The 19,625-nt window shown below is 65.5% G+C and carries 11 protein-coding genes; 8 read left to right on the top strand and 3 right to left on the bottom strand.

Annotation, left to right across the window (positions count from 1 at the left end):
• The first annotated feature begins 308 nt into the window (after positions 1-308).
• The 3 genes from ACYVNQ_RS15225 (at position 309) to ACYVNQ_RS15215 (ending at position 5,717) form a co-directional block, all read left to right on the top strand.
• Entirely contained in the window at positions 309-1,328 is a 1,020-nt protein-coding gene (locus tag ACYVNQ_RS15225; RefSeq protein ID WP_460903329.1) for a LacI family DNA-binding transcriptional regulator, read from the top strand.
• Between the two features lie 215 nt (positions 1,329-1,543).
• Positions 1,544-2,827 (top strand): vWA domain-containing protein, encoded by a 1,284-nt coding sequence (locus ACYVNQ_RS15220; protein ID WP_460903328.1) that lies wholly within the window; start codon positions 1,544-1,546, stop codon positions 2,825-2,827.
• Positions 2,828-2,882: 55 nt separating this feature from the next.
• Complete coding sequence (locus ACYVNQ_RS15215) at positions 2,883-5,717, top strand: hypothetical protein (RefSeq protein ID WP_460903327.1); 2,835 nt, start codon at positions 2,883-2,885, stop codon at positions 5,715-5,717.
• Positions 5,718-5,866: 149 nt separating this feature from the next.
• Here ACYVNQ_RS15215 and oxlT read toward each other — a convergent pair whose 3' ends face one another.
• The 3 genes from oxlT to ACYVNQ_RS15200 all read right to left on the bottom strand — a co-directional run bounded on the left by oxlT (position 5,867) and on the right by ACYVNQ_RS15200 (position 9,149).
• On the bottom strand, positions 5,867-7,165 hold the full coding sequence (gene oxlT / locus ACYVNQ_RS15210; protein WP_460903326.1) for an oxalate/formate MFS antiporter: 1,299 nt from the start codon (positions 7,163-7,165) through the stop codon (positions 5,867-5,869).
• A 631-nt stretch (positions 7,166-7,796) separates the two neighbouring features.
• Positions 7,797-8,711 (bottom strand): S66 peptidase family protein, encoded by a 915-nt coding sequence (locus ACYVNQ_RS15205; protein WP_460903325.1) that lies wholly within the window; start codon positions 8,709-8,711, stop codon positions 7,797-7,799.
• 189 nt (positions 8,712-8,900) lie between these two features.
• A complete protein-coding gene (locus tag ACYVNQ_RS15200; RefSeq protein ID WP_460903324.1) occupies positions 8,901-9,149 on the bottom strand; it encodes a hypothetical protein in 249 nt (82 codons plus the stop codon).
• Positions 9,150-9,605: 456 nt separating this feature from the next.
• Here ACYVNQ_RS15200 and ACYVNQ_RS15195 point away from each other — a divergent pair, with 456 nt between their 5' ends.
• From ACYVNQ_RS15195 to ACYVNQ_RS15175, 5 genes are all read left to right on the top strand, one after another.
• Positions 9,606-11,228, top strand: a complete 1,623-nt coding sequence (locus tag ACYVNQ_RS15195; RefSeq protein ID WP_460903323.1) for a complex I subunit 4 family protein — start codon at positions 9,606-9,608, stop codon at positions 11,226-11,228.
• Between the two features lie 265 nt (positions 11,229-11,493).
• Entirely contained in the window at positions 11,494-13,137 is a 1,644-nt protein-coding gene (locus ACYVNQ_RS15190) for a methyl-accepting chemotaxis protein (RefSeq protein WP_460903322.1), read from the top strand.
• A gap of 357 nt (positions 13,138-13,494) precedes the next feature.
• Positions 13,495-15,096 (top strand): MFS transporter, encoded by a 1,602-nt coding sequence (locus ACYVNQ_RS15185; RefSeq protein WP_460903321.1) that lies wholly within the window; start codon positions 13,495-13,497, stop codon positions 15,094-15,096.
• Between the two features lie 191 nt (positions 15,097-15,287).
• Positions 15,288-17,216, top strand: a complete 1,929-nt coding sequence (locus ACYVNQ_RS15180; protein WP_460903320.1) for a VRR-NUC domain-containing protein — start codon at positions 15,288-15,290, stop codon at positions 17,214-17,216.
• Complete coding sequence (locus ACYVNQ_RS15175) at positions 17,213-19,495, top strand: ATP-dependent DNA helicase (RefSeq protein ID WP_460903319.1); 2,283 nt, start codon at positions 17,213-17,215, stop codon at positions 19,493-19,495. The genes ACYVNQ_RS15180 and ACYVNQ_RS15175 overlap by 4 nt, the downstream gene beginning before the upstream one ends.
• Positions 19,496-19,625 lie beyond the last annotated feature (130 nt).

The raw sequence follows: 19,625 nt of genomic DNA, 5'->3' as shown, positions 1-19,625 counted from the left end.
CGTCTCCTATGTTGATCTTATGGCGGCGGCCTATGAGCCGTCCGCTTGCTGCTGTTGCAGCTTACAGTGCGAAAACGGCGCCGGATTTAAGCGCTTAAATTTTCGCTGACAAAACGCCGCTTTGCATTAACATGAGCGACGTCTCGTTCGGATAAAAGGTAGCTGAGCCGTTCCACGTACGCAACCTTTGGAATGGCGTCTTAGTATATGGGTTATATGCATCACATCACGCTGCGGCCGGCCACGCGATTGCGTATGCGGGGCTGCGTGCGCACCCTGGAGCCGTTTTTCCTGCGAGTTTGTCTCGTATGGTGACGCTCGCCGAGGTCGCGCGCGAGGCGCAGGTCACGGCGGCCACCGTGTCGAACGTGTTGCGCAATCCGCAGAAAGTGCGGCCGGCCACCGTCGAGCGCGTGATGGCCGCTGTGCGCGAACTGGGCTACCGGCCGAACCTGACGGCACGCGCACTGGCCGAGGGCCGCACGTCGACGCTCGCGCTGATGCTGTCCAACATCTCCAACCCGTTCTATCCGGAGTTCGTGCTCGAAGCCGAAGCGGCGGCGCGCCGGCACGGCTATTTTCTGCTGGTGTGCAATACCGACGACGACCCGTCGATCGCGCGTGCGTACCTCGACAAGATTGCCGGCACGCTGGCCGCCGGCGTGATCGTGATGAACACCGATGTCAGCGCGGACGAACTCGCCGGCATTGCCGCGCGCGGTTCGACGCTCGCACTGTGCATGTGGGAAGGGGCGAAAACATCGCGTGCGCTGCCGTGCGTGACGGTCGACTACGCTTATGCCGGGGCGCTCGCTGCCGAACATCTGGCGGGTCTTGGCCATCGCCGTATCGGCACGCTGCTCGGCGAAGGCTCGGGCGGGCCGCAAGCGCTGCGTCTGAACGGTTTCGTCGATGCGCTGGCGGCGCGCGGCATCGGCGGGCAAGCGGTACAAAACGCGGCGTGTCCGGATTCGATCGAAGGAGGGTATGCGGCAGCACGTCAACTGCTCGAAACCCACTCGCGCTTGACGGCGCTGTTCGCCACCAACGACCTGATGGCCATCGGCGCGATCCAGGCGGCATCCGATTGCGGGCGACAGGTGCCGCGTGATCTGTCGGTGATCGGCCTGACTAACATCCACCTCGCGCATCAGTTCCGTCCGGCGTTGACTACCGTCGGTTTTCCGACCGCAGCGATCGCTTCGATTGCGGTTGCGGTGACGATCGATCGCATCGAAGGCCGCAAGCCAAAGCGCGACGCGTATAAGGTGCCGTTGCCGGAGCTCGTGGTGCGCGACAGCACCGGACCTGCGCCGCGCCGGCGCTGACGGCGCAGCGGCCAGCTCACGCGTCTGACCCGGACGTCCATGCGTCAACCGTGATGTCGCATCGCATCGCATTGCGCTGTGCCGCGTTTGCGGTTTGCGGTTCGCGCGACGCATCAGCGGTTTTCTTCCGGGTAGATAAGTAGGACCTCCTCACAAATCGCATAAATAGAATCGATCCAACAGTTCAGCGAACGGACACGCACGGGAGCGGATCGATGGGAGTTTCATTGCATGGCTGCCAGCCTGATGCCGGCAGCGTTGACGACGTCGTCGAAGATCGGTCGCAGAGGCCGGCGGTGCACGTCTCGCGAGCCGCCGATTCGCGCGCCGCAGCAAGCGGCAGCGAACTCACGCAAACGCGCGGCAGTTCGCCGGGGCGTCCGGTGGAGCGCGCGCCAGGCGGCTCCGGCTATCACGGTCACTGGTTAGGCGTCGGCATCGCTTCTCTGCCCGGTAGCGTCGAGCAGGCGAGGCGCTATCCGGAGCCCGCTACCATCGCGAATGCGTCTTCGATCAGCCTGTCGACGGTGGGCGAGTTGACCAGCGTATTCAACTCCACCGGCAGCAAGGCACTGACACGTGGAGCGGGTGGTGCACTGGTAGCGGGAGCGATGATCGGGGCAGGGCTCGCGGTCCATCAGGTTGCTAACGACGCAGGCGAATACGCGCGCAATCCGCAGTCGGAAGACGCAAAGTGGCGCCTCGCGAACAGCGGTTTGCAGACCGGTGTCGGCATCGTGGCGCTGGCTGCCACGCCATTTATCCCTGCTGCGGGACTGGTGCCGCTATTCATGCCGGACATTGCACAAGCAAGGCAGGCTGTGCAATTGCACGGCGAAGAACAGACGCTGCAGCAAAACGGTTTGACGACAGAAGCGCAGGCGGTTCATCAGCAGTATGTGGAAGCGGCGTTGAACGCCACGCCGATAGTGAACTGGTTCGAGTCGTACTACGGCGAGCGCGTGCGGCCCGCGATCGAACAATTCGAAGCGTCGCAACGCAATTTCGACGGCGCACCGCCCAAAGGCGAATTACCGCCAGCCACACGTACCGATCCGCGCGTGGCCGACTTCTATGGTTCGGCGATGCGCGAGCGCCTCGACCGGATGAAGCAGGCGCAGCAGGGCTTTCTCGCCGACCTCGCGCGTCGCGAGGGCCGTGATTCGGTCACGCTCGTTTCGCGCGCGCCGCAGGTTTTCAACTGGCCGGCGAGCGGCCGGCCGATGCGCGTATTCGATCGGGCAGTGGCGCTGACCTGGTCGCGCGCGACCGGCTGCGTCAGCGGCACTTTCTTCGCTCCGGACGCGGACGGTATCTATCGGCTGCCTGTGCTGAATGAAGGTACCGCGTACGGACCCGGCAAGCGGAGCCTCGTGGTGATTTCCGATCAGCTCGACAGCAGCAGGCAGCCTGTGAAATTCGATCTCGCCGCGTACCGCGCCTTGCCGGCCGGATCAGTCGTGTTTCGCGATCCGAATGGTTATGGACTGATGGGTTGACGGTGCGCAGGGTACGCAAACCCGGCTATGGATCGAAACGGCGCGGACATCAGATATGCTTCCACTCACTTCTTCCGGTATGACCCAACCCGCGGCCCAACCCGCGGTTAAATCTGCGATCCAGGTCGGTGACCACGACTCGAGCACCAACTCGCTCGCCAAGCCAGGCAGCGAAATCAGGCCACCCGACTTTGCGCTGCCGCCGCAAACCGAAGCAGTCAGCGGCTCGATCCCGCCTCCGCAGGCAAATAGCCTGCAATTCAAGGCGGGCAGTCTCGGTGTTGCGCTGTCGACTTTCAAGGGCAGCTTGCCGCTGCCGGATTTCATCGGGCGCGCGAATCTGTTCGTCGCGGCACATCGCGTCGGCTATGCCGGCAACGGTTTGCTGGGCAATGCGACGCGGGCTTTGGCCGGCATCGGGCAACTGTTTGATCCGTACGCGCCGGCCGATACGCTTTCGACCGTGTTGCGAACCGTCAAGGCGTTGGGTAATGCGGGTGGCTATGCGATCGATTTCTCGCGGGTCGACGACAAGCGGGCGGCGGCCCGCAATTATCTGTGCGCACCGCGTCGTCAGGGCGGCTACATGCTGGCCGGTGAGGCTGACCTGCGCGAGGCGGTGGAACTGCGCGCGCTGCGTGCGAAGCCGCGCAATGCAGCAAACCAGACGACAGCGCCCGCACGCGGCGACGCCAGCACGCAAACGGGCACGCATACGAAAGATGCACACGCGCAGGTGCAAGTGCGGCAAGTGGCAACGGACACGCAGACGCCTGTGCGCACTGGCGTGCAAATCGGCACCCAGGCGGGCCCGGTGCTGCGTGAGCGCGATGTGCAAACGCAGAACGGCGCACGCGATAACGGTGCGCAAACTGATGCGTTGCTTGCGCGACATGCCGTGCCGTTGCAACCGTCTGCGCAGCAGTTCGCACTGCGCTCGACGCAGCAGTCGGCCAGCGCCACGGCGGGGCTGTGGGCGGAAGCAATGGCCAGGCTGCCTCATGTGGACCGGCCGGTACAGATCGACGCGGCACGGCGGGTGGACGCTGGCGTTCAGAACCCCACGCCAGAGCGCGTGCACCGGGGCACGCAAGCCGCGCCGCAGCACGGCGCTGTCGCGACGCAGACCCCGGAACCTGACGGTGCCACAAGAGGCAGTCAGTCCGGCCTTGAGCGCAGCAATGCGGCGAGCCAGACGGTGCGCCACGCCACGGACCGCTCCACACAAACCGGCGCGACACAAACGGCCCGCGTCGAGCCCAGCACATCGGCACACTCGCACCACGAGCGTGCTTCGCAGACACCCACGCACAGCCGCAACGAATCAGCGCAAACCGATCGGACGCAGCTTGTCGAGTTGGGGATTCAGGCCGCGCCGAAACTGACTGAACGCGGGGCGCAGGCGCAAATCGATAGCACTCGCGCGGCGACCCAGGTCGTCGGGCCGGACACCGTCAGTCGAAGCGCGCAGGCGGTCCCGGTGCGCATTGGCAACAACAGTTCGCAAGCCGTATTGACGCTTCAACGCGGCCCGGATTGGCATAGCGATCCATCGCGCGCTGCCGTTGAGAAAGATGGCCCTCGTCTGTCGCGTGCGGACCGCGCGACGCAAACCCCCGTCGCGACTCATCACCATGTAACAAGCCAGACCGAAGCGAAACCGGTAGCAGCTGTCGCCACGCAGACCACAATCGACAGCATGGCCAGAGCCACACAAAACACCGTGCAGACGCACGAACTCGATTCCGCATTGAGTGCGCGTGGGCGCCTGCCCACAGCAGACGTGCACGTGCCGGCCAGCGTGAAGGGCAATGTGCACTGGCTGCCGATCGACGCCGTGGCGCTTGCTTCGAGCGGGCACAACGCGCGCATGCATGCCGGGCCCAACGACGTCGCTAATCTGTCTTCCGATGCGCTCGGTCTTGCGGGCGACGCCGCGGCGACGGTCAACGTCAGTGCGAATCGCGTCTTTGCGGTGGGCGCCAAAACGCTATCGCTGCTGTCCACCGCGGTCGGGCTTGCACCGTCGGTGGCGCAATTGTCGTCGGATGTCATCGAACTGATTCGCCACCCCGACAGCGCACAGGCGAAATGGAACGTGGCGAACGGCGCGCTGCAACTTGGCGCGGGCTTCGCGGCAGCCGGGGCGTCGTTCGTGTTTCCGCCTGCCGCGTTGGCGCCGTTGCTGTTTCCGAACCTGGCCGAAATCGGTCGCGCGCTCGATCTGCATCGCGATGAACAGGCCTTGCGGGCGAACGCGCTCGCGACCGAGGCTGATGCGGTGTATGGCAAATACGTGACTGCTTCGCTCGATGCGACGCCGCTGATCAACTGGTTCTCGTCCTTTTACACGCGCAGTTTGCGGCCGGAGATCGAGCGTTTCGAAATGAGCCAGGGCAACCGGCCGGGCGCGCCGCCGATGGGTGAATTGCCGCCGGCAGCACGCAGCGACCTGCGTGTGGTTGACTTCTACGGGCAGGCATTGCGCGAGCGCATGCACATTCTCGAGGGTGCGGCCAGGACGTACCTGCAGCAAATCGCCGATACCGCGCAGCTCGACTCGGTGACGCTGGTGTCGCGTTCGCCGCAGATGTTCGGCTGGCCGGCGAACGGTCAGCCGATGCGCGTGTTCGACCGGGCCGTCGCGCTGACCTGGTCGCGCGCGAGCGGCACGGTGCACGGCGTGTTTTTCGGCAAGGACGTCGACGGGGTTTTTCGCCTGCCGGTGCGGACCGAAGGCGTTACGACTGCGGCCGGGAAGAAGAATCTGGTCGTCGTGTCCGACATGCTGGACAGCGAGCGGAAGGCGGTTCGCTTCGATCTTGCGGGGTTCAGGGCGGATACGTCGGGGAGTGTCTGCATCTACGATCCGCGCGGCTACACGGTGTGAGCGAGACCTCGCGGCAGCAGGCGAGGGTGTGCGTGACCTGCGCTATCTGGCGTAACGAGCAACGCCGCCTTGCAGCTCTGCCTTGCAAAAACAACGCGCGTGCGCTTTGCAACGCATGCGCGCTATGGGTCACATGCCGAGCGTCAGCCTCAGGCCGCGCGGCGTCCAGCGCCAGCGACGAAACGCGCGCGCCACGGCTTGAGCACCGCGAAGGCCAGCAGTGCAGTAGCGATGTCGAGCGTGATCGCGCAGCCGAACACCGGCACCCAGCTGCCGGTATGCTGATGCAGCAGCGCGGCGAGCGGGCCGCCAAAGATCGAGCCGACGCCGAACGAAATGTACAGCCAGCCATAGTTGGCGGTGGCGAAGCGCGTACCGAACGTATCGGTCAGCGTCGACGGGAACAGCGAGAAAATCTCGCCCCAGCCGAAGAACACCACGCCCGACAGCAGCACGAACAACACCGCGTTGTCGCGCGTCAGCAGCCACAGCGCCATTGCCACGCCTTCCAGCGCAAAGGCGAACGTCATCGTCTGTTCGCGGCCGAGGCGATCCGAGATCCAGCCGAACAGCGGACGCGTCAGGCCATTCGTGAAGCGGTCGATGGTCAACGCCAGCGGCAGCGCGGCGAGACCGAACACCAGCACCTTGCTGACGCCGAAGTCGGCGGCGAAGCTGGCCATTTGCGAGGTGACCATCAGGCCCGAGGTGGACATCATCGTCATCATCGCGAACATCAGCCAGAAGATCGGCGTCTTCAGCATTTCGGCGGGGCGATAGTCGCGCACGCCGTGCGAAGCATGCGCAGCGGAGCTGCTGGAGGCGCTGCCGGCCGCGGGCGGCGTGCGCAGCCCTTGCGCGGCGGCAAAGCCGATCACCGCGAACACGATGCCGTACAGCCACAGCGTCGACTCGACGCCATGCGCGGCGAGCGATGCCGAGATCGGGAAAGTCGTGACGATCGCGCCCATCCCATAGCCTGCGGCCACCGCGCCGGCCGCGAAGCCGCGACGGTCCGGAAACCAGCGCACCATCAGCCCGACCACGCCGACATAGACGATGCCGGTGCCCAGGCCGCCGATGCAGCCGTACGTGACGTACAGCAGCGTGGTGCTGGTCGCGTACGACGCGAGCGTCCAGCTCAGGCCGGCCAGCAGCGTGCCGATCGAGATCAGCCGGCGCGGGCCGAAGCGGTCGATCAGCGCGCCCTGGAACGGCGAGAAGAACGCCTGCAGAAACACGAGGATCGAGAACGTGACCTGCACTTCAGGCAGCGAGATGCCGAGCTTGGCCATCAGCGGCTTGGTCATCAGCGTCCACACGTATTGCGGGCTCGAGATCGTCATCATGCAGACGAGGCCGAGGGCAAGCTGGACCCAGCGGGTCGAGGTGGCGGTCTGTACGCCGGGCGCGGCGGCGTGCTCGAACGACTGCACAGGGGTGTTCATCGGGTGTTTCTCCGTTTCAGGATTGCGTGTGGGTCATGCGCGTTACGGCCTGCGGCATGCGGAAAAGCGCCGTGCGCAGGTCTTGTTGTAGCCGCTGGGCGAAGCGCGGCGCGCAGTTGTCGGCGACCTTCGTTGCAGATCAGGACGTGCGAGACGCCGGGCTGCAACGTGCAATTCGAAACGATGCGGAAAGGCTAACGACAGGTGAGCGCGCGCGGGAACCAGCGGGCGCCCGACTAGAGCGAGAAGCATGCCAATCGCGTTGGCGAGGCGCGTGGCGCGCGTCGGCGATTTGTCTGTGGCGGCACGTAGATCCGGTGAGATGCCCACGGATGCGTATGGATGCATATCGGCGCGGCGCAGCGCGGTGCGTCGCGGGCGCGCGCTATCGGCGCGTGCAGATGGGCGCAGCGGCGGCCGCGGGCCGGGCGCACACGGTGCGTCGGCCCTTTGCTGGTGCGTTCAGGTGCGTGGCGGGTTCATTGCTGGTGCGCGCGAGATGCGCAGGATGGGCGCACGATGGACGCGACGAGCGGGCAAGGGCGGGCGTGACACGTGGCATGCCTTGCATTGCGTGGTTTGTTGTTTGGCGCGTGAGCGACGGTGTAACGCTGCGCTGCGCAGCGCAGCGTTATGCGCGAAACACCAGCTGATCGTTTTCGATGCGGGCGTCGGCGCCGTACGTCCACGCGTAATTGCGTTCGTCGTGTCCGATCGGCAGCCCGGCGAAGACCGGCACACCGAGCGGCTCAAGCAGATCGACCAGCATCTCGTGCAGCGTGAAGTCCGCGTTGGGCGGCAGCGGGCAGCGCACGAAATCGCCGAGCACGAACGCGCGCGCACCTGCGAAGGTGCCGCTTTCGATCAGCAGTGTGAGGCTGCGGTCGAGCCGGTACGCCAGCTCGGTGATGTCTTCGAGCAGCACGATCGCGCCGCGGCAGTCGGCCTGCCAGCGCGTACCGGCAACGCTTGCCAGCGTCGTGATGTTGCCGCCGTGCAGGCGGCCGCCGACGGGTGCGTCGGTGCCGCACAGACGCTGCAGCGCGAGCGGCGCGGATGCAGCGCACGTGCCGGACGTTTCAGACGCTACGGATGTCTCGACGGTCGCGGGCGCAAGTGCGCTCAGCATGCGCTGTCGTGACGCGTCGTCGACGCGCGCCGCGAGGCTGCCGAGCGTCGGCCCATGAATCAGCCGCGCGTTGGGGAAGCGGCTGAGTCCACAGAACAGTGCGGTCGCATCCGAGAAGCCGACCACGGTCTTGGCGCGCGGCAACGCGTCCGGCAGCACAGGCAGACAATGCACGCTGCCGTAGCCGCCGCGCGCGACCCAGACGATATCGATCGACGGATCGTTCAGCGCCCACAGCAGATCGGCGCGGCGCTGTTCGTGCGTGCCGGCGAAATAGCGGAACCTGTCGCGCACGTGCGCGCCGATGCGCACCGTGGCACCCCAGCTTTCGAGCAGTTCGATGCCGTGCGCGACGCGCTCCATGTCCGGGATGCCGGCCGGCGCGATCACGCCGACGGTTTGCTGGTGCAACTGCATGTCGTGGAGCCCCTGTTTTAATTGTCGAACCGGCGAAGTTCGCGTTTTCGACGCCCGCTATTGTGCCGGACAGGGGGACGGAAAGGGGCTGCGGGCCGTGCTCGCGCCGTGCAGGCGCATCGCGCGCCCGCACCGGATTCGTATCTCGCGAATGGGTCTGTCCGAAATAAATAACGGCGGCGATACGCGTTAGTCGCGCGCCACCAGCGTGCCCACCTGTGCCCGTCCGGTGACGAAGCAGTTCGACTTGAACGCCTCGCCCTGATTGCTCGCGGCCGCATCCGAGAAGCCTTTGCTCAGCGCGCCGAGCCGTACCGCTTCCGCACCGTCGCTGCAACTGATCGAGCCTTGTTCGTGGGCTTGCACGTGCATGACGGCGCGATCGGCGATCAAGGCGCCGACCAGCACGGTGACTGCGATATTGAAAGCTCGTCTCATGGGTTTGTCTCCTCCCTTGCTGAAGCCTAACGCGATCCATCCCCGTGACGTGCCAGGGATTTCCCCGCTGCGAGCGGTTTTTTTGAGCAACCGGCATGCTCGATGCGTGGCGAATCGCCGACACGATGCGCGGCGAATCGTCTCGCTGCCCACGGTCGCCGCACGCGCTGCGACCCCGCCATTGCTGCCAAAGCCTTGCGGATTGTGCGAAGCACAACGGCAGCACGTCTGGCAAGCCCCCAACACGCAATGATTCGTTGCTTGCCTCACTAATTTTTGGTGCGGTGCAAAATGTGCTGGGAGCGAGTATGCTCGTAAACCCTTGACGGGCCACTCACGCAGGTTCGTCGATTCCCTCGCGTGCCGTACCGGTTTCCACAACCCATTTGTAATCAATCTGCTTTCGGTGACGACAGCGTTGCTGCCGTCGTTCGTTAAAAGTCTTAGACAAGCCCCATGCAACTGCCTCCGTTACTCAGCCAACTGATCTGGATTCCGATCGTGGCTGGCCTGGTCGTGCTGCGCGCCGGTTCCGACCGTGCGCTAAACCGTACTCGCTGGATCGCGCTGATTGGCGCACTCGCCGGACTCGCGCCGGTCATTCCGCTGGTGCACGGCTTCGAGAATCACGCCGTCGCGCTGCAGTTCGTCGAAAACGCACCGTGGCTGCCTTCGTTGGGCATCGCATGGCATCTCGGTGTCGACGGCATCTCGCTGTGGTTCACGGTGCTCACCGCGCTGACCACCGTGATCATCGTGATCGCCTCGTGGCAATCCATCACCCGTCGCGCCGCGCAGTATTTCGGCGCGTTTTTGCTGTTGTCGGGCTTTATGCAGGGCGTCTTCACCGCGCAGGACGGCATGCTGTTCTTCGTGTTCTTCGAAGCGACGCTGATCCCGCTGTATCTGCTGATCGGCACGTGGGGCCAGTCGAACCGCGCGCACGCGGCGCTGCGCTTTTTCCTGTTTTCGCTGACCGGCTCGCTCGCGATGCTCGCGGCGATGATCTACCTGTACGCGCAGGCACACAGCTTCGACCTCGCGCAATGGCGCGCGCTGCAACTCGACTTCTGGCCGCAGCTGCTGGTGTTCCTGTGCTTCTTCGCCGCGTTCGCGGTGAAGGTGCCGATGTGGCCGCTGCATACGTGGCTGCCCGACGTCCACCTCGAAGGGCCGACCGGCGCCGCGGTGCTGATGGGCATGCTGAAGATCGGCGGCTACGGCCTCGTGCGCTTCGTGTTGCCGATCGTGCCGCAGGCCAGCCACTTCTTCGCGCCCGCCGTTATCGCGCTGTCGCTGGTCGCGGTGATCTACGCAAGCCTCGTCGCGCTGGTGCAGACCGATATCCGCAAGCTGCTCGCGTATTCGGCGATTGCGCACATGGGGCTCGTCACGCTCGGCCTGTTCGTGTTCACGCGCATGTCGATGGAAGGCGCAGTGGTGCAGATGCTGTCGTACGGCATCGTGTCGGGCGCGATGCTGCTGTGCTCGGGCATGCTGTTCGACCGCACCCAAAGCGGCACGATCGACGCATACGGCGGCGTGGTCAACACGATGCCGCGCTTCGCCGGGTTCCTGATGCTGTTCTCGATGGCCAATGTCGGCTTGCCGGGTACCTCGGGTTTTGTCGGCGAATTCATGGTGTTGATGGGCGCGATCCAGTTCAACTTCTGGATCGGCGCGCTGGCGGCGCTGACGCTGATTCTCAGTGCGGCTTACACGCTGTGGATGTATAAGCGCGTGATTTTCGGCGCGATCGCGAATGCGCGCGTCGCGAAGCTGGCGGACCTCGGCAAGCGCGAGTTCGCGCTGCTCGGCGCGCTGGCGATGATGGTGCTGGCGATCGGTATCGATCCGAAGCCGTTCACCGATGCGATCGACGCAAGCGCGGGCGTGGTGCTCGCGCAAGCCGAAGGCAATGCCGCGAATCCGGCCGCACGCGTTGCGCAGACGCACGACACGCCGGCACCGGCTTCCGCTTCGGCATCGGCCTCGCCATCCACGTCGACAACCTCGTCGACGTCCACGTCGGCATCGACCTCGCACATCGCGCAAGGCCAGGATCGCCCGCGCGGCTAAGCCGTGGTCTGACCAATCAACGCGCGGCGCGAGTTCATACGAGCTTGCGCCGCCGCACCGCGCGTCCTCTTCTGTGCACGCGCTTCACCTTTGTTTGCCGCATTGACGCGAAACAAGGGTTTCCCTCTACAAATCCGCAAGCCGTCCTGGTCGATATACGGAACAGGCGATTCCCAATTTGCGCCGCGCGCGGCCGGCGCGGTCTGCAAATGCGCCTGACAAAAAGCGTGGTTCGATCCGAAACCACCATAACAATGGAGACGCAATGCACAAGCTCAGCTTTGCGCAGAAGCTCTGGCTGCCGCTCGCGGTCAGCCTGATCGCGCTGCTGCTGGTATCGGTATCGGCGGCGTGGCTGTCGCGGCAAACGCGCATCGAGGAACGCAAGCACGATCTGGTCAACGTCGCGCACGTCGGCCTGTCGATCGTCGACGAGTATGCGGCGCTCGCGCAAAAAGGCGCGCTGTCCACCGCCGCGGCGCAAAAGGAAGCACTCGAGCGGCTACGCGGCATCCGCTACGGCGAAGACGGCTATCTGCTGGTGATCGACTCGACACCGCGCATGATCATGCATCCGATCAAACCGGCGCTGAACGGCCGCGATCTCGCGGGCACCGCCGATGCCGACGGGCGGCACCACTATGTGACATTTGCAGCGGTCGCGAAGGATCCGCAAGGCGGTTTCGTCGATTACGTGTTTCCGCATCCGAAGGCGGCTGCGACCGACGTGGTCGGCAAGCTCGGCTATGTGGTGCGCTACGCGCCGTGGGACTGGATCATCGCGACCGGCGCCTATGTCGACGATATCGACGCGGCCTTCATGCGTTCCCTCTATGTGGTCGGCGGCGTGTTCGCGGTGCTCGCGCTGGTGCTCGCGGCGCTGGTCGCGGCGATCAATCGCAGTATCCAGCGCACGATCGGCGGCGATCCGCGCTACGCGGCGCGAGTGGCCGGTGCGATCGCCGAGGGCGATCTGACGGTCGCGATCGTGCTGGGCCGCGCCGGCCGCGATGCGTCGAGCCTGCTGGCTATCATGCAGCGCATGCGCGGCGCGCTGTCCGGCACGATCCGCAGCATCGGCACGGCGGCCGACAGCGTGGCCACCGGCGCGCGCGAGATCGCGAGCGGCAGCGCCGATCTGTCGTCACGCACCGAGAACCAGGCCGCGTCGCTCGAAGAAACCGCGGCCAGCATGGAACAGATCACCTCGATGGTGCGGCAGACGGCCGAGAACGCGAAGAGCGCGAGCCGGCTGGCCGTGGATGCCGCACAGATCGCCGGCGACGGCGGCGCACTGGTGGCGCAGGCCGTCACGACGATGCGCGATATCTCCGGCGCGTCGCAGCGGATGGTGGAGATCATCGCGGTGATCGAAGGCATCGCGTTCCAGACCAATATCCTCGCGTTGAATGCTGCCGTCGAAGCGGCGCGCGCCGGTGAGCAGGGGCGCGGCTTCGCGGTGGTCGCCGCGGAGGTCAGGTCGCTTGCGCACCGCAGCGCCAGCGCGGCGAAGGAAGTGCGCGAGCTGATCGGCAATGCGGTCGGCAAGGTGGGCACCGGCGCCGAGCTGGTCGAGCGGGCCGGCGGCACGATCGACGGCGCACGCGCGGCGATCGCCAAAGTGAGCGGCGTCGTGCAGGAAATCGCGTCGGCTGCGGCCGAACAGAGCGCGGGCATCGAGCAGGTGAATATGGCCGTCACGCAGATGGACGCGCTGACCCAGGAGAACGCGGCGCTCGTCGAGCAGGCGGCCGCCGCCGCGCAATCGCTGACCGAGCAGGCGGTGATCATGCAGACGGCGGTACGCGCGTTTCGTCTGGCTGGCGAGTCACAGGACGACTCAGCGCACTTCGGTGGCGAGCTGGGCGTGAATGCGGCCGGTGCGTACGCGCTTGCTGCGGCGACCTGAGGGCAACCTGAGGGCGGCATGAGGGTGGCATGAGGGTGGCATGAGGGTGGCATGAAGGTGGCACGAGGGTGGCACGAGGGTGGCACGAGGGCGGGCACGAGGGCCGGCACGAGGGCGGGCATGAGGGCGGGCATGAGGGCGGACATGACGACACCCGGCCGCGGCAAATGACTTGCCGTTTTGCAGCGGCAGTGCGACATTCGCTGGAGTTCCTTTGCTCGAGCCGCGGGAATATTTCCGCGCTTCGCGTGGTTTGCACAGGCGCGCTGACGTTTCGCTTCAGCGTTAGCGGCGCACCGTGAAGCACCGCGTCTCCCGCAGCGAAGAACGGCCTCCCTTTTGCGCGTGTGCACCATCATGATTCCTGCTATTGCGACCAGTTTCGATCCAGGCAGGCAGTTGCTGCCGTTTCGCGAATCGCTGCTGGCCATGCTCGGCATCGCGCTGGTTGCGATGCTGGTCGCGCTCGATCAGACCATCGTCGGCACCGCGCTGCCGCGCATCGTCGCGGATCTGAAGGGCTTCGATCTGTACGCGTGGGTCGCCACGTCCTACATGCTGGCCTCGGTGATCACGATCCCGATCTTCGGCCGGCTGGGCGATCTGTTCGGCCGCAAGCCGTTCCTGCTGGCCGCCATCGTGCTGTTCACCGGTGCCTCGCTGCTGTGCGGCGTCGCCTCCAGCATGCTGTTTCTGGTGCTCGCGCGCGGCCTGCAAGGGATCGGCGGCGGCATTCTGATCGGTACCGTGTTTGCCACCGTCGCCGATCTGTTTCCGGATCCGAGGCTGCGGCTGCGCTGGCTGGTGTTCGTCACGTCGGCGTTCGGTCTGGCCAACATCGTCGGGCCGACGCTCGGCGGCATGCTGACGCAGATGGCCGGCTGGCGGCTGGTGTTCTTCGTCAATCTGCCGGTGGGCCTCGTATCGCTGCTGTTCGTGCTGCGCTTTCTGCCGCCGCTCACGCAGTTGCGCCGCGCGGGGCCGGTGCAGCTCGACTGGGTCGGTGCTTCGGTGGTGGCGCTGACGTTCGGCGCACTGCAACTGCTGATCGAACTGCTGCCGCGCGACGGCCTCACGCCGTTGACGATCGCGCTGGCGGTCCTTGCGGTTGTGTGCGGCGGCGTGCTGTGGTTCTGGGAGCGGCGCGCCGGTTATCCGGTCGTGCCGATCGAACTGCTGTTCGACCGGCGTCTTGCGCCGCTGTTTGCGATTTCCGCGCTGGGCGGTTTCGCGCTGTTCTCACTGGTGTTCTATGTGCCGCTGCTGTTTCAGGGCGGCTATGCGATGTCGCCGCACGAGTCGGGCATGCTGATTACGCCGCTGCTGTTGGGGACGACGGTCGGCAGCATGCTGAACAACCGCATCGTCACGCGGATCCGGCGCGCGAATGCGCTGATGCATATCGGCTTTGCCTGCTTTGCGGCGGCCTGCATCAGCCTCGTCGAGCTGACCGGCCATCAGCCGCATTACGTGTGGATGTCCTGCATGGCGTTGAGCGGGCTCGGCCTCGGGCTGGTGGCGACCAATGTGACGATCTGCGCGCAGCAGATCGTCGGGCGCGATCATCTGGGCGCGGCCACCGCGTTGCTGCAATCGCTGCGTATCTTCGGCGGCATGCTGGGCACCGCGCTCACTGGTGCGGTGCTGAGCCACCTGTACGTGAACGGCGTGCACCGCTCGCTCGATTCGTTCCAGGCCACCCAGTGGCTGCAGTCGTTCTCGAGCCCGGATCTGCGCGTCGATCATTCGCAGCAGGCGGCGCTGATCGAACATCTGATCATGGCCGGCCACGCGGATGGTCCGATGATGAAGATGGCGCGCGACGCGCTGGTGGAATCGATCCATGTCGGGTTGTCGCTTGCCGCAGCGGCGGCGCTGCTCGGCCTGTTTCTCGCGTGGTTCGTGCCGGCGGTGTGTGTCGGCGATCAGGAACTTGCGGCGCCGCGCGCCGAAGTGTGACCGGGGTGTGGTGATTGCTGCGGGCGTGCCGCGCCCAGCCTGGCATGCGCGTTGCGCGTTGCGCGCTGCGTGCTGCGGGCGCCCTAGGCGCACCGCGCCCGGGCGGGCGTGTGCGTCAGGGGTTGGCACCTGGGCGCGTTTTGCTATGATGACTGTATAAATATACAGTCCATCGTTCATCAATCGCCGCCGTGCCGCAAGACGCCCCGGATCCTCTGTACTATCTGCGCAACTTCGAGCGTGCCCTGCAATGGCTCGCGCAACGCTATGGCGATCTGCTCGGCGATGCGGAGCTCGCCTTCGTGCACGGCTTTGCGAGCCTGCCCGAGGCATCGCGGGCGCTGCTGGTGCGCATGCTGATGCGCAAAGGCGTACTGTTTCGCACGAGCCGGCTGTCGTACGGCGAAATCGGCTGTGCCGAGGCAGCCGCTGCGCCGCTCGTCGAAGCCGGTTGGCTCGAAGCCGACGTGCCGGTCACCGTCGATGAACTGTTCGCGCTTTGTACGCGTGCGGAATTGTTGACGTGCTTTTCCGCGCAGCTCGCAGGTCTGAAAGCCGCCCGCAAAGACGAATGGCTTGCGCCATTGCGCATGCAGTGCGGCGACGCGCGGCCTTACGCGGGGTGGTATCCACATGCGGCCGAACAGGTGCTGCACGTTGCCGTGGCGCCGCTGTGCGAGCGGCTGCGGCTGATGTTCTTCGGCAATCTGCAGCAGGATTGGTCTGAGTTCGTGCTGGCCGACCTCGGTGTGCATCGGTACGAGCAGGTCGCGTTTGCGCCGTCGTCGCGCGCGTTTCAGCAGCGCGAAGATGTCGACCTTTACCTCGCGTTGCACGCGTGCGGCGCGGCGCTCGAACAACTCGCCGCTGACGATCCGCTGCAGTCGCTGGAGCCGCTGCTTGCCGTGCTCGATACGCTCGACACCGGCAATGCGTGGCTTGCTTCGCGGCGCGCGAAGCTGCTGTACCGCATTGGGTATCACGCGGAACGGCATCAGCAGTGGGATGTTGCGCTGGCGGTCTATCAACGCTGCGCGTGGCCCGGTGCGCGGCACCGGCGTGTGCGCACGCTCGAATGTGCGGGGCGCGAAGGCGCGGCGCTGACGCTTGCGCTGGAAGCCGCCGCCGCGCCGGAAAGCGAGGAGGAAAGCCAGCGCATTGCGCGTATGCTGCCGCGACTGCGGCGCCGCGCTGGCAGTGGGTCAATGCGGCGTGTGTCTGCTTCTGCGGCTGCGGCTGCGCCCATGTCCATGCCAGTGCCAGTGCCAGTGCCAGTGCCAGTGCCAGTGCCAGCGCCAGCGCCAGCGCCAGCGCCAGCGCCAGCGCTCGAGCGTGGCGTGTTGATGCTGGCGCGGCCGGCGCATCCATCGGCCGTCCAATCCACGGTCGAATACGTCGTGCGTGATCACCTCGATGCACCCGACGCACCGGTGCATTACGTCGAGAACGCGCTGATCAATTCGCTATTTGGTCTGCTGTGCTGGGAGCCGGTGTTCGCCGCGCTGCCGGGGGCGTTTTTTCACCCATTCCAGCGCGGCCCAGCCGATCTGCACGCGCCGGACTTTTATGCGCGCCGCGCGCCGCTGTTTGCGCAGTGCCTCGCGCAACTCGACGACGACTCTTACCGCGTCACGATCCTGCGCCACCTCGACAGCAAGGCTGGCGTGCAGTCGCCGTTCGTGTTCTGGCCGATGCTGACGCGCGAGTTGCTCGACGTCGCGCTGGCTTGCATTCCCGCGGCGCATCTGAAGCTGTGGTTCGAGCGGCTGCTGCGCGACGTGCGCGGCAATCGCTCGGGGCTGCCCGATCTGATCCGCTTCTGGCCGCGCGAGCGGCGCTACGAACTGATCGAGGTAAAGGGGCCGGGCGATCGTTTGCAGGACAATCAGATCCGCTGGCTGACGTATTGCGCGCAACACGGAATGCCGGTGCGCGTGCTCGATGTACGGTGGTTGGAGGAGGGTGCCGGGCAGAGCAATGGAGGCACTGAGCGCGATGCCGCCGATGCGGTCAACGCGGCCAACGCAGCCAACGCAGCCAACGCAGCCAACGCAGCCAACGCAAGCACCGCGGACAAAGCACGCCACGCACTCACCGATGCGCAAGAGGCGGGCGCATGACTTACGTAGTCGCAGTGCGCGCGCTGTGCGAGTTCACCGCCAAACGCGGCGACCTCGATCTGCGCTTCACACCCGCCCCCACGGCCGCGCAAGGCATCGAAGGCCACGCGCTGGTCGCCGCGCGGCGTGCGGGCGGCTACGAGAAAGAGCTTGCCCTGTCGGGCACGTATCGCGACCTGACAGTACGCGGTCGCGCGGACGGCTACGATGCCGCGCTCAACCGTCTCGACGAAATCAAGACATATCGCGGCGATCTCGCGCGGATGCCGGACAATCACCGCGCACTGCATTGGGCGCAGGCGCTGATCTACGGCCATCTGCTGTGCGAGGCGCGGGCGCTGCCGCAGCTGGAGATCGCGCTGGTCTACTTCGACATTGCCAGCCAGAAAGAAACGCTGCTGACACAAACGCAGAGCGCCGCGCAACTGCGTGCCTTTTACGAAGCGCAATGCGAATGCTTTATCGGCTGGGCGCAGCGCGAACAGACCCATCGCAGTGCGCGCGACACCTTTCTCGCCGCGCTGCAATTCCCCTATCCATCGTTTCGCAGCGGCCAGCGTGAGTTATCGGTTGCCGCGTATCGCGCCGCGCGCGATGGCCGTGCGCTGCTCGCGCAGGCGCCAACCGGCATCGGCAAGACGCTCGGCACGCTGTTCCCGTTATTGAAGGCCTGCGCATCCGGCCATCTCGACCGCATTTTCTTCCTGACCGCGAAAACGCCGGGCCGCGCGCTGGCCTTCGATGCAGTCGACGCACTCGCGCACCACGCCGGCACCTGGCCGGTGCGCGTGCTTGAACTGGTAGCGCGCGACAAGGCGTGCGAGCATCCGGACAAATCCTGCGACGGCGCATCGTGCCCGCTGGCCCGCGGTTTCTACGATCGTGTCGCGGCCGCGCGCGATGCCGCGCTTGCCACGCCACGTCTGGACCGTAGTGCCGTGCGCGCCGCCGCGCTCGCGCACGATGTGTGCCCGTATTACCTTGCGCAGGAACTCGCACGCTGGTGCGACGTGGTAGTCGGCGATTACAACTACTACTACGACGGCAGCGCGTTGCTCTATGCGTTGACGCAGGTTTATCAATGGCGCGTCGCGGTACTGGTCGACGAAGCGCACAACTTGCCGGACCGCGCGCGCCGCATGTACACGGCGACACTCGAGCAGTTCGCCTTCAACACCGCGCGCAAAACCGCGCCGGCTTCGCTGAAAAAGCCGTTCGAACGCGTTCATCGCGAATGGCTGGCGCTCGTGCGTGAGCGTGCGCAGTCTTACGAAGTGCTGGAGGCCGTGCCCGCGCGCCTGCAGTCGGCGCTGCAGAATCTGACCGCGGCGATTAGCGATCAGCTTGCCGAAGCACCGTTTAATCTGAATGACAGCGCGGAAGATGGCAGTGTGCTGCGTTTCTACTTCGACGCGTTGCATTTCACCTCGCTTGTCGAACAGTTCGGGTCACATTCGATTTGCGACGTCACGCTGGCTGCCGCGCGGGTGCCGCGCGCCAAAGCCACGGCGTCGCTATGCGTGCGCAATGTCATTCCCGCGCCGTTTTTGCAGCCGCGCCACGAAGCGGCTCAAACGACCGTGTTTTTTTCAGGCACGCTGGGTCCGCAGCGTTTCTACCGCGATACCCTCGGCATTGCCGACGATGCGCAATGGCTAGAAGTAGACGGCCCGTTTCGCGCCGAGCAACTCGCCGTGCACGTGGCGAGCCATGTGTCGACGCGCTGGCGCGATCGCGAGCAATCGCTTGCGCCGATCGTCGAGCTGATCGCGCGGCAATATGCGGCGCGGCCCGGCAACTATCTGGGTTTTCTTAGCAGCTTCGACTACCTGCAACGGGTGGTCGAACGGTTGCGCGCGCAACATCCGCAATTGCCGGTGTGGGCGCAACAGCCCGGTATGGACGAAGCGGCGCGCGATGCGTTTCTTGCGCGCTTCGACACGCAGACGGGCGGCATCGGCTTCGCGGTGCTGGGCGGCGCGTTTGCCGAAGGCATCGATCTGGTCGGAGATCGGCTGATCGGCGCATTCATCGCCACGCTCGGCCTGCCGCAGATCAACGAAATCAACGAGCAGATGCGACGCACGATGCATGCGCAATTCGGCAACGGCTACGATTACGTGTACCTGTACCCCGGTTTGCAGAAAGTCGTGCAGGCCGCCGGCCGCGTGATTCGCACCGAGCGTGACGAAGGCGTCGTGCATCTGATCGACGACCGCTATCGGCGCGCCGACGTGCGGCGCCTGCTGCCGCGCTGGTGGCGCGTGCAATCTGTCTAGGCCTTGAACGCGTCATTCCGGACTGTGTGGAATACGATTCATGATTGCACGCATATGCCGCAATGATGGCCGGGCAAATGCGCCATCGCGGTGCGTAACTGCTTAGTATCCGGCATCAATGATGACAAAA

The sequence above is a fragment of the Paraburkholderia jirisanensis genome, assembly GCF_054782355.1.
Note: the sequence above shows the minus strand (reverse complement) of the source record. Positions and strands in the feature narration are given on the sequence as shown.